The sequence below is a fragment of the Porphyromonas levii genome, from assembly GCF_018206105.1.
Lineage (GTDB): Bacteria > Bacteroidota > Bacteroidia > Bacteroidales > Porphyromonadaceae > Porphyromonas_A > Porphyromonas_A levii.
Genome location: NZ_JADRGN010000002.1, coordinates 67504 through 79566, shown reverse-complemented (window position 1 = coordinate 79566; position 12063 = coordinate 67504). Strand labels below are relative to the sequence as shown.

Here is a 12063-nt window from a genome sequence, read left to right as displayed (position 1 = left end):
GCTTATATCAGTACTTGGTTAGACTCTATGGCATGCCCCATAAGCGTAGCGCTCGACACCTCATCTACCACTACTCGAACAAATTCGCCTATACGATGCTGTTGCTTATCAAAAACGACCACCTTATTTTGTTGTGTCCTACCATAGTATTGCTCCCTACTTTTCTTAGAGAAGCCCTCTACCAACACCGTAAACTCTTTCCCTATATCCTCCTTATTACTCTCTGCCTGTATCTCCTGCTGCAGATCTATCATCCTTTGCAAGCGCTCTAGCTTCACCTCTTCAGGCACATGATCTTCAAGATGCTTTGCAGCGTATGTCCCGGGACGCTCCGAATACTTAAAGAGGAAAGCGGAGTCGAACCGAATCTCCCGCATAATACTTAACGTCTCCTCAAACTCCGCCTCTCCTTCGGCATGAAAACCACAGAAGATATCAGTAGAAATACCACAATCAGGTATCAACTCCCTTATCTTTGCCACTCTATCTAAAAACCACTCCCGAGTATAACCTCTACGCATAGCCTTGAGAACCGTATTGCTACCGCTCTGCAGAGGCAAGTGGATATGCTTGCAGATATTAGGATACTTAGCCATCATCTGAATGGTCTCATCGGTCATATCCTTGGGGTGAGGAGAGGTAAATCGGATGCGCATATTAGGCGCAGCTGTAGCCAAGAGCTCCAAAAGCCTCGGGAAGTCTACTACCTCCCCTTCTGGCGATTCATACCGATACGAATTGACCGTCTGCCCCAGCAGAGTCACCTCCCTATAGCCAAGGCGTTTCATCTCCTCCAGTTCATTGAGGATACTCTTCACCTCCCTACTCCGCTCACGACCACGAGTATATGGCACAATACAATAGCTACAGAACTTATTGCATCCCCTCATGATGGAGATAAAACCCGAGATATGTACGCCATCTAGCTTTAGCGGAATCACATCCTTGTAGGTCTCGTTGGTAGAGAGCTCCACATTCATAGCCTTCTCTCCAGCCTCGGCAGCTCCTATAAGGTTAGGTAGATCGAGATATGAGTCGGGGCCTACAACCACATCGGCATGGTGTTCGTCTATCAAACGCTCCTTAACACGTTCTGCCATACACCCAAGCACGCCAATAATCATCCCAGGGCGGTGCTTCCGGCGAATACCATCTATCTGCTCTAGTCGGTTAATCACCTTTTGCTCTGCGTTGTCTCGCACCGAGCAGGTATTAAGAAACACCACATCGGCATCCTCCATGCGCTCCGTCATACCGTAGCCTATGGTTTCCATTATCGCATACACGACTTCGGAGTCAGCTACATTCATTTGGCAGCCATAGGTCTCCATATATAGGAGCTTAGACTGTTCGCTATTATCTATTATCTTATCGTTCATTATTTGACATCTATTTGGTCAGCCCATACTATTTAGCTAACTTTGAGAAACAAAGATACCAAAAACAACTTGACAGACAGAACATAATAATATGAGTTGGATAATATGGGTTGCTATCATCTTCTTCATCTTCAAGAAGGGCTCCGACGGACTTAAAAAGATAATAGAAGAGCATCAGGAGCGAGAGAGAGAGGATATGGTGGAAGCAGCAGAGCATAACGCCAAACGTGATGCCCAGCTAGAGGCATGGCGAGAAGAGGCGCACATGAAACTAAATAATACCTTGCCCACCCCCAAAGAGATTACTCCCACCACAAACTACCAGAGCCTAGATGTCCTCACAGAGATAGAGGGAGGGAAACTGATGGTGGAAGTTCTAGACTCCAAAGAGGCAGGCAAGAGTAATCCTTTAGCCAAAGACATCCTAGACCTAGATAGTAACATCCAACAAAAGCTCCGCACTGCCGTAGTGATGAAAGAGATACTAGATAGAAAATACAACTAAATTTGCCCCCTCAGGTTAGACTCGTAACATCTAGCACAAGGCAGTGCAAATACAGCACATAGCTTATTCCAAATATTGGCGAGCGGTCTCAGTCTTTACGACGACCGCAATAAGGCAAATTTATTCCTAGAGATAAAAATATTTATTTCTAGGAATAAATATTTTTATTTGTACAGAAAAATAAATTTATTTCTAGGGAAAAATTTCCCTGGTTGCGCTAGCCATAATGAGTGCTCGCGCTAGTGAGATTCTTTGCTCTATATTGTCATATTATGGCATATATATTTATCCATCTGACAATCTAACACTTACAATGACGTAGCAAAGGAGCAACGAAAATATTTGGGGCAAATATTTGGCGGATTAAAATATTCATTGTATCTTTGCAGAGCAAAATCAGAAAGAGAGCTTTCTACTGGGGATGGACAATTTTGCGGCTGTGGCGTAATTGGTAGCCGCGCTAGACTTAGGATCTAGTGGAGCAATCCGTGGGGGTTCGAGTCCCTTCAGCCGCACACTTCACGTGTTTCACACGTTTTAGTAGATTGTAAGTTTTTTGGTTTTGGGTGCTCTGAGATGTGTCTGAACATCCCAGAGCTTTCTTTTTATGCTTTATTAATACCACAGGGCGACCATACTTGGGAGATTTACTTATTTTGTGGTAGATTTGTGGCGGAGAAGGTCTTCAGGAAACAGAGAGGTTAAACCTCTACTCCATTGGATCGTCGAAAAGATAAGGAAGGTAATGAATCGGGCAAGACCAAACTGGTCACCGTCCATTGACTAGAAGAAAAGAGAATATAAATATGAACAGTGTAAAGAAACTTGTACTACCTCTACTATTCGCCATCGCTATAGTTTTTGGCGCGCAGGTAGTGTATGCTCAAGACGACAGCAATGCAGCAAAGATTGAGGCAAAGGAGACTGAGCATGACTTCGGGGTATTTAAGGAGGGTGATGGAGATGTGAGCCACGTTTTCGTAGTAACCAACACCGGCAAGTCACCTCTTGTGATTACACGCGTTATCTCCTCTTGTGGATGCACAACCCCTTCATTCACCAAAGAGCCTATCGCTCCAGGAAAGAGTGGGGAAGTGACGGTGATATACAACCCTACCGGTAGGGTATACCCTTTCACCAAGACGGTTTCCGTATACAGCAATGGCAAAAAGGGGCCACTGGTACTAACCATTAAGGGTGAAGTAGTAAAGTAAATTGGACAATCGCTTTAGCTAGAAGCGGATGTCTTGGGATTAACTGTAGCGAAACCCTCTTGGCAAATGGAATATTTGCTTGAGAGGGTTCTTTTTTAGGATGATAGTAGAATATAGAGCATAGGATGGATTGGAAGGAAGGTGAAGAGCCTTTGAGGAAAGCAATAGAGCAGAGAAAAAGCTTCCTACAATTGGCAATGTACGATGGGCTAAAGGTAGGGTTACTATTTATGGCTCAGGCAATAGCACTGTTATTGTACCAACTGGGAAGCTTATCCTCCTTGTTACTTTTGGCTTCGATAATAGGCGTCCCTGTTATGCTATATATATTAGGAGTGAGGTTTAGAGATCATCAGATGGGTGGCAGCATAAGGTATATGCACATTGTAAGCTACCTTTCGTGGACCTATATCTTTGCCATTGGCATAGGATTTCTATCCTATTTCATTGCGACTACGCTTCTCTTCAAGGATCCTACATTTGTGGAGACAATGGAAAAATCATTCGAGATAGTCACACAGATTGTACAGCAAAACATGGATCAGGATGGGGAGGCTATCGCAAGTCTTAGGAACATCACACCTGTGAGAGTGTCAGGAGCCATTGCCATGCAGGCTCTATTCAATGGACTTATATACATATATATAATAGGACTGGTCATAAAAAAGAGCAATAGATAATGGATAATAGGGTGGACTTAACTATTCTGATTCCTCTGTACAATGAAGAAGAATCGCTCAGAGAACTACACAGCTGGATTACTCGTGTAGTAACCGAGATGGGCGTGAGCTATGAGGTGCTCTTTATCAATGATGGTAGCACAGACGGTTCTTGGCAAGTGATACAGGAACTAAGAGAGAGAGACCCCAACGTGAGGGGGATTAGCTTTATCCGCAACTATGGTAAGTCCCCTGGGCTACAAGTAGGCTTTCAGCACTGTCGTGGCAATGTGGTAATCACTATGGATGCCGACTTGCAAGACTCGCCCGATGAGATTCCTGAGCTCTACCGTATGATTGTGAAGGACGGCTTCGACGTAGTAAGCGGGTGGAAAAAGAAGAGGTACGACCCGCTCAATAAGACTCTGCCAACCAAGCTATTCAATGCAACGGTTCGAAAGTTCTCAGGTATCAAACTCCACGACTTCAACTGCGGTCTCAAGAGCTACAGAGGGGATGTAGTTAAGAATATTGAGGTGTACAACGACATGCACCGTTTCCTACCCTATATGGCTAAACTAGCTGGTTTTGAAAATATTGGGGAGAAGTCGGTTCAGCATCAGGCGAGGAAGTACGGGCACACGAAGTTTGGCATGAGTAGGTTTGTCAATGGTTACCTAGATCTACTTGTACTATGGTTTACTGGCAAATTCAGTCGCAAGCCGATGCACTTCTTCGGGCTCTGGGGCAGTGTCATGTTTATTATAGGCTTCCTTGCGCTCATGGGCATTCTTATCTATAAGTTTGTTGCGCTGCAGAAGGGCATCCCAGCACGATTAGTAACAGATTTGCCCTATTTCTATATCTGCATCCTTGCCATTATACTCGGCGTACAGCTCTTCCTCACAGGATTTATTGGAGAATTGCTGGCTCGGCAGTCTCCCAACCGTAATAGTTATATCATCAAAGATGAAATATAAAGTGCTACTCACTATTCTACTGACCATAGTAGTTTTGGGCTGTGGTCATAAAGATGCCCAGTATTTCCGTGAAAGCGGTACCCGCTTCCACACCCTTTACAATATCACCTACCAGTCGGATAGGGAACTCACACGAGAGATAGATAGCACGATGTCGGCATTCAATGCTTCGCTCAATCCGTTCGATAGCACTACTCTCATCTCAAGAGTCAATCGCAATGAGAGCTCCACGATAGATAGCATGCTTAAAACAGTGGTGCTGAAAGCGTTAGAGGTAAGCTCCATAACGGACGGTGTCTATGATATTACAGGTGCCCCTTACTTCGACATTTGGGGCTTCGGCACCAAGAAAGGGGTGACTCGGGAAGCTACTCGTCAGGAGATAGATAGTATTGCCGAATTTGTAGGCTGGCAGAAGCTCACCATATTGGGAGACACTCTGCTGAAGACCGATCCAAGGATACAGCTCAACCCTTCATCGCTATCCAAAGGCTATGTAGTAGACCTCGTAGCGCGCACGCTCGAAGCAAACGGCGTGGAAAATTACCTAGTGGAGATTGGCGGAGAGATTGTAGCCAAAGGGCTTAATCCCAGCGGTAAGTGCTGGAGGCTGGGGATAAACAAGCCTATTGAGGACAATACGGGATTGGTCAATGAGATTGTATATGCCGTGGACATTTGCGATGGTGAGGGGATGGCTTCCAGTGGAGACTACCGCAACTTCAAGATAGTTGACGGACAGAAAGTAGCGCATACTATTGATGTATGCTCTGGCTTACCTGCGCACCAAAACATCCTTAGCGCCACGGTGGTAGCGCCAAACTGTATGGAAGCCGATGCTTGGGCTACTGCATTTATGGCTCTAGGCTTGGAGCGAAGCAAAGCAATACTAGCACACCAACCACAACTCAAGGTATGCCTGATCTATATCGATAGTATCACGGGTAACTACCAGACCTACGAGAGCGGCATTGAACTAATAGAACTAGAGGACTAAAGGCATGACACACGACGAAGGTAAGTGGCACGACACTCTGCAGCAACTGAGAATACAACTGCGCCGAGCAATGGACGGAGAAACATCTAGCCACCAAAGAAACTTAGGGCTGGAGTATAAGATCAACTTTGGCGTCAATATCCTTCGGCTGAAAGCGATAGCAGAGACGCTTCCCAACGATCAAGAACTGGCCGACCTCATGTGGAGCAAGGACGTGCGAGAGATGAAACTACTCTCCCTCTTCCTTAGGCAGCCCAGCACGCTCACTACCACGGAAGCACTAAAGCTAACCTCTGAAGTCCCAACGCTCGAAGTCGCCGAACAGCTGGTATTCCGTCTCCTTCGGTTTGTACCGTTTGCCCCTTCGCTACTGTCTACTCTATTCGAGCAGCGGTACGCACCCAACACACCGCCAGCAGTAGTCCCCTACCTCTTGCTCAACCATCTTACGAATGATGAGCGCCTAACCCCAGAGCTATTCGATAGGCTATCCCCAATGATAATAGAGGACTTTTCAGAGTGTAGTAAGTATCTTCCTACCATTATATATAATGCCCTTCAGCGGATTGTCTACAACCGTCCGGATCTGAATGTCCGTACCATCTGCGAAGAAGTGTGCTCAAAGGGCGACATGGTAGTCGTGGGGCTAGCCACAGATATCATTACCATCATAGAGGAGAAAGGGGTATGAAAGTAGCTATTCACCCATCGTGGCAGGAAGTACTACAGCCCGATTTCGACATGCCCTACTTTGAGAAACTTACGGCATGGGTAAGGCAAGCCTATCAGACCACCGAGGTATATCCACCCGCATCACTGATATTCAACGCATTCAACCTTACGCCCTTTGACGAAGTAAAGGTCGTAATTTTAGGACAAGACCCTTACCACAATCCCGGGCAGGCGATGGGGCTTAGCTTCTCCGTACCCGAAGGAGTCCCGCTCCCCCCATCCCTCCAAAATATATTCAAAGAGGCTTCGGATGACCTGCAGCTACCAGCACCCACCAGTGGTGATCTCACACACTGGGCAGAGCAAGGGGTGTTGCTCCTCAATGCCATACTAACGGTGCAGGCACACCAACCTCGCTCTCACCACTCCTTCGGCTGGCAGATTCTGACAGATAAAGTCATCGAGCTGCTCAACAAAAAGCGCGAAGGGGTTGTTTTCATACTATGGGGCAGTGATGCCCAGCGAAAAGAATGGCAGATAGATACAACGAAGCACTTGGTGCTAAAAGCCCCTCACCCTTCACCGCTATCCGCCTACCGAGGTTTCTTTGGGACAAAACCCTTTTCGCAAACCAATTACTACTTGATGAGTAGAGGCAAACGCCCTATTCAGTGGATTAAGTAACCCTTTTAGACTGATTAGACAAAGATGAATATTGCAATAGTAGGTGCCTCAGGTGCCGTTGGTCAAGAGTTAATAAAGCTCGTAGAGGAGCGCAACTTCCCATATACCTCGCTCCGACTCTTTGGGTCGAAGCGAAGTGCTGGGCACAAGTACACTGTCAGAGGCGAAGAAATAGAAGTAGAGCTTCTCCAGCACGGTGACGCCTTCAAGGGTATAGACATTGCTTTTGTCTCCGCTGGCGGTGACACCTCTAAGGAGTTTGCCGAGACCATCACTAAGCATGGCACCATCATGATAGACAACTCGAGCGCCTTCCGAATGGATACCGATGTCCCTCTTGTTGTCCCTGAGGTGAATGCGCACCGTGCACTTGAGACCCCAAGGAATATCATTGCCAACCCCAATTGCACTACCATCCAAATGTTGGTACCGCTCAAGGCTATCCACAATCTATCCCCTATCACCAAGGTACACGTTGCCACCTACCAGAGTGCAAGTGGTGCAGGACAATCTGGTATAGAGGAGCTGGAGCATCAGACCCATGAGTACGCCGAGGGGAAAGAGACCACGGTAGAGAAATTCGCCTATCAACTACTCTTCAACCTTATTCCTCAGGTAGACCAGTTTACCGAGAATGGCTACACCAAGGAGGAGCTCAAGATGATTAATGAGACACAGAAGATCATGGAATCCCCGATCTCCGTCAGTGCCACTTGCGTCCGAGTGCCCGTACTACGCGCTCACTCCGAAGCCATTTGGGTAGAGACACAAGAGCCACTCACCGTGGCACAAGTCCAAGAAGCTATACGGGAAGCCGACGGAGCAGTACTCATCGACGAACCATCCAAGAAAGAATACCCCATGCCACTATTCCTATCTGGCAAGGATCCGGTATACGTTGGTCGCATTCGTAAAGACCTCACCAACCCCAATGGTATAGCTTTCTGGTGCGTCAGCGATCAGATCCGAAAGGGTGCTGCCCTCAACGCCATTCAGATAGCCGAATACCTGATCAGCCATAAGTAAGCGTAAGCATCAACACATCCGTAAGCAGGAGCGCAAAGAGAGTGATACTTTGCGCTCCTGCATTCTTCTCTCTGGGAATTGCTATATAGCCACTTATAGCCGCTTTTCTCCGCCATCTCGCATATTTTTACTACATTTGCGCCAAAGAAATTATCACACACATTAACATTCATTTCGTATGAAGAATATTCTTATCATCGGTTCTACCGGGCAGATTGGTACAGAATTAGCCATGCACCTCCGTGGCATCTACACAGATGGTCAGGTAGTAGCAGGATACATCAAGGCTCAGCCACCAAAGAAGGAGCTCCTAGAGAGCGGTCCTTGTGAGGAGGTAGACATTACCAATGCTCAGCAGATTGCAGACGTAGTGAAGAAGTACAATGTAGATACCATCTACAATCTAGCAGCTCTTCTCTCGGCAGTCGCTGAAGCCAAGCCACAATTAGCATGGCAGATTGGCCTAGGTGGTCTATTCAACACCCTAGAGGTAGCACGTGAAATGGGCTGTGCTGTATTCACTCCTAGCTCTATTGGCGCCTTCGGACCAGCTACGCCTAAAGACAAGACACCACAGGACACCATCCAGCGCCCTACCACTATGTACGGTGTCACCAAGGTATCTGGCGAGCTCCTTAGCGACTACTACTTCCGCCGTTTTGGCGTAGATACGCGCTCAGTACGCTTCCCAGGGCTTATCTCCAATGTAGCGCCTCCTGGAGGTGGCACCACCGACTATGCCGTAGACATCTACTACAAGGCAGTCCAAGAGGGCAAGTTTGTATGCCCAATTGCCGAGGGTACCTACATGGATATGATGTATATGCCCGATGCCCTCAATGCTATGGTACAGCTCATGGAGGCTGATCCTACCAAGCTCGTTCACCGCAATTCATTCAACATTGCAAGCATGAGCTTCCAGCCTGGTGACATCTATGAAGCCATCAAGAAGGAGATTCCAACCTTCGAGATGACCTATGAAGTGGACCCTCTTCGCCAAGCTATCGCAGAATCTTGGCCTAACTCCCTCGATGACAGTTGCGCTCGCAACGAATGGGCTTGGAACCCTAAGTACAATCTCGAGACGATGACGACCGACATGATACGCGTCCTCAAAGAGCGCTTCAATAAGTAAGCACAACCTCAGAGGAAGGAATACGAGGAGCTCCTCTACCACAATGGTAGAGGAGCTCTACATTTGTAGGCTATACCCCTCGTGATTATGGGAGGAGTAGCAAATAAATAAGTATATTTGCGAAGGATGACAAGCATGTTTTATTACACGCATTTCAGCGTACAAACTACGACAATGACGGAGCGCTACACACGCTCCACCTTCACCACATATACGACATACAGAATGGAATACTTCAGTTGCTACACACCGAACTGCCCTCGCAGAGAATCCTGCACGCTATGGCAAAACGCCCTCCTAGAGATAGAACACGAAGCTAAACTCCTATCCCTTACCAACCCCCGCCTCATAGAAAAAGCCGGAGGTTACGACCATTGCCCCAACTACCACGAATACAAGCTGAGGCGCTTTGCGAGAGGACTCGTGTGGACTTACGACGACTTGACCATTGCTCAGTGGCGGGACATCAGGTCAGAGCTTAGTGCCCACTTCAGCAAAAGCGCCATTACGCGCATGCGCTGTGGTTACGAAGCCATAAGCCCAGAGGAACAGGAGCTGATTGCCCACATCTTCGACTCCGCGGCACCAGGGAGTAAGCCTCGGTACATCACGTACGAAGAGCACTACACCAAGCCCCCAAGAGTAGAGGGCAAGGCTGCGCACGAACTCCTTCATTCGTAGGATCATCCCCTTACCAACCATAGACAGGAAACTTTCCGTCGTAGGTACGTGAAGTTTCCGTCGATGGAAAGCAAAGTTTCCACCGTTGGAAACAAAAGTTTCCGTCGACGGAAATAAAAGTTTCCACCGTTGGAAACCTACCGTTCCAAAGCTGGAAAGTTTTTTGGAAAACTATTGTACCAGCCGATAGATAGGTGAGGAGCTTGAGGTGGAAGCCCAAGAAGAGACTGTTGCACGGTGGCGAACTACTGCGTTACTTTCGACATTCGGTTTCGGTCACGTACGTGAGTACGCTCCCGTCAGCCTCAGCCTCAGTCTCAGTGCCTTGTATTTCACCACCGTGCAACATTCTCAAGAAGTCCCCACGACCCACCCTAGTAGTTGGCGTTTCGAGCATAGAAAAAGAGCCACCCACAGGACGTGGGCAGCTCTTACTATGCTTATTAGTGTAATAGACTATTACAGCTTTGGGCCAGCAGCTACGAGAGCCTTACCAGCAGCATTGCCAGTGAACTTCTCGAAGTTCTTGATAAAGCGGCTAGCCAAGTCCTCAGCCTTGGTGTTCCACTCGCTAGCGTTAGCGTAGGTATCACGAGGATCGAGGATTGCTGGGTCTACACCAGGAAGGGCTAGTGGGATATTGAACCCGAAGTATGGCATCTCGCGCGTCTCAGCCTTGTCGATAGAACCATCGAGGATAGCATCGATAATACCACGGGTATCCTTGATAGAGATACGCTTACCGGTACCATTCCAACCGGTATTCACGAGATATGCCTTGGCACCATTTGCCTGCATCTTCTTCACAAGCTCCTCGGCATACTTCGTTGGGTGGAGCGATAGGAACGCTGCACCGAAGCAAGCAGAGAATGTAGGCGTTGGCTCAGTGATACCGCGCTCTGTACCTGCGAGCTTTGCAGTAAATCCGCTTAGGAAGTAGTACTGAGTCTGCTCTGCATTGAGGATAGAGACTGGAGGAAGTACGCCGAATGCATCTGCCGATAGGAAGATAACCTTATTGGCATGACCAGCCTTAGAGACCGGCTTCACAATGTTCTCAATGTGGTAGATTGGGTAAGACACACGGGTATTCTCGGTTACCGACTTATCTGCGAAGTCAATCTTACCATCCTTATCTAGGGTAACGTTTTCGAGAAGTGCATCCCTGCGGATAGCGTTGTAGATATCTGGCTCGCTCTCCTTGCTTAGGTTGATGACCTTTGCATAGCAACCGCCCTCGAAGTTGAAGATACCATCATCATCCCATCCGTGCTCGTCGTCGCCGATGAGTAGACGCTTAGGATCGGTAGAAAGGGTAGTCTTACCTGTACCTGACAGACCGAAGAAGATTGCGGTCTCCTTGCCGTCCTTGCTGGTATTAGCAGAGCAGTGCATAGATGCCATGCCATTGAGAGGGAGGCGGTAGTTCATGTAGGAGAACATACCCTTCTTCATCTCACCACCATACCAAGTATTGATAATTACCTGTACCTTCTCCTTTAGGTTGAAGACAACCGCAGTCTCGCTATTCAGACCTAGCTCCTTGTAGTTAGTCACCTTAGCCTTAGAAGCATTGAGGATCACGAAGTCTGGCTCACCGAAGTTCGCAAGCTCTTCCTCGGTTGGGCGGATAAACATATTCTTTACGAAGTGAGCCTGCCAAGCTACCTCCATGATAAAACGAAGCTTGAGGCGGCTATTCTCATTGGCACCTACGAAAGCGTCTACAACAAATAGGCGCTTATTAGAGAGCTCATCCGTAGCAATCTTCTTGATTGTAGCCCAGTGCTTCTCATCTACTGGCTTATTATCGTTCTTATACTCATCTGAAGTCCACCATACAGTGTCGCGAGATACCTCGTCCATGATGAAGAACTTATCCTTAGGTGAACGACCAGTATATACACCAGTCATGACATTTACAGCACCTAGCTCGGATACTTGTCCTTTCTCAAAACCCTCCAAATCACTGCGAGTCTCCTCCTCGAAAAGCTGATCATACGAAGGATTGTAGATGACTTCAGTGGATCCAGTGATACCGTACTTAGTTAAATCGACGTTCTTTGCCATATTAAAAATGTTTGATACATGTTATTTGAATCTCAATCTATCTTACTTACTAAGCACAAAG

At 47.4% G+C, this 12063-nt stretch carries 12 protein-coding genes and 1 tRNA gene; 11 read left to right on the top strand and 2 right to left on the bottom strand.

Annotated elements, in window-relative coordinates:
• Positions 1 to 2: 2 nt before the first annotated feature.
• Positions 3 to 1379 (bottom strand): tRNA (N6-isopentenyl adenosine(37)-C2)-methylthiotransferase MiaB, encoded by a 1377-nt coding sequence (miaB, locus tag IX315_RS00930; protein ID WP_134849045.1) that lies wholly within the window; start codon positions 1377 to 1379, stop codon positions 3 to 5.
• A gap of 91 nt (positions 1380 to 1470) precedes the next feature.
• Between miaB and IX315_RS00925 the strand changes: the two genes are divergently transcribed.
• The 11 genes from IX315_RS00925 (at position 1471) to IX315_RS00875 (ending at position 9932) form a co-directional block, all read left to right on the top strand.
• A complete protein-coding gene (locus tag IX315_RS00925) occupies positions 1471 to 1884 on the top strand; it encodes a hypothetical protein (protein ID WP_134849046.1) in 414 nt (137 codons plus the stop codon).
• Between the two features lie 433 nt (positions 1885 to 2317).
• A tRNA-Leu gene (locus IX315_RS00920) sits at positions 2318 to 2399 on the top strand.
• Positions 2400 to 2690: 291 nt separating this feature from the next.
• Positions 2691 to 3098 (top strand): DUF1573 domain-containing protein, encoded by a 408-nt coding sequence (locus IX315_RS00915; protein ID WP_018358681.1) that lies wholly within the window; start codon positions 2691 to 2693, stop codon positions 3096 to 3098.
• Positions 3099 to 3223: 125 nt separating this feature from the next.
• Positions 3224 to 3778, top strand: coding sequence for a DUF4199 domain-containing protein (locus IX315_RS00910; RefSeq protein ID WP_018358682.1), 555 nt, complete (start codon positions 3224 to 3226; stop codon positions 3776 to 3778).
• On the top strand, positions 3778 to 4737 hold the full coding sequence (locus IX315_RS00905; RefSeq protein WP_244973042.1) for a glycosyltransferase family 2 protein: 960 nt from the start codon (positions 3778 to 3780) through the stop codon (positions 4735 to 4737). The genes IX315_RS00910 and IX315_RS00905 overlap by 1 nt, the downstream gene beginning before the upstream one ends.
• A complete protein-coding gene (locus IX315_RS00900) occupies positions 4727 to 5734 on the top strand; it encodes an FAD:protein FMN transferase (protein WP_018358684.1) in 1008 nt (335 codons plus the stop codon). Before IX315_RS00905 ends, IX315_RS00900 begins: the two co-directional genes overlap by 11 nt.
• 4 nt (positions 5735 to 5738) lie before the next feature.
• Complete coding sequence (locus tag IX315_RS00895) at positions 5739 to 6425, top strand: DNA alkylation repair protein (protein WP_211642272.1); 687 nt, start codon at positions 5739 to 5741, stop codon at positions 6423 to 6425.
• Positions 6422 to 7090 carry a uracil-DNA glycosylase gene (gene ung / locus IX315_RS00890; protein ID WP_134849049.1) on the top strand — a complete coding sequence of 223 codons (669 nt, stop codon included), beginning with the start codon at positions 6422 to 6424 and terminating at the stop codon, positions 7088 to 7090. Before IX315_RS00895 ends, ung begins: the two co-directional genes overlap by 4 nt.
• A 24-nt stretch (positions 7091 to 7114) precedes the next feature.
• The gene (locus IX315_RS00885; RefSeq protein WP_134849050.1) at positions 7115 to 8116 is read left to right on the top strand and encodes an aspartate-semialdehyde dehydrogenase; all 1002 of its coding nucleotides are present in this window, start codon (positions 7115 to 7117) and stop codon (positions 8114 to 8116) included.
• Positions 8117 to 8294: 178 nt separating this feature from the next.
• Positions 8295 to 9251, top strand: a complete 957-nt coding sequence (locus tag IX315_RS00880) for an NAD-dependent epimerase/dehydratase family protein (protein WP_211635676.1) — start codon at positions 8295 to 8297, stop codon at positions 9249 to 9251.
• Positions 9252 to 9377: 126 nt separating this feature from the next.
• Positions 9378 to 9932, top strand: a complete 555-nt coding sequence (locus IX315_RS00875; RefSeq protein ID WP_317129959.1) for a DUF6078 family protein — start codon at positions 9378 to 9380, stop codon at positions 9930 to 9932.
• 459 nt (positions 9933 to 10391) lie between these two features.
• On the opposite strand, the gene pckA is transcribed toward IX315_RS00875, so the two are convergent.
• Positions 10392 to 12002, bottom strand: a complete 1611-nt coding sequence (pckA, locus tag IX315_RS00870) for a phosphoenolpyruvate carboxykinase (ATP) (protein ID WP_134849051.1) — start codon at positions 12000 to 12002, stop codon at positions 10392 to 10394.
• Positions 12003 to 12063: the final 61 nt, after the last annotated feature.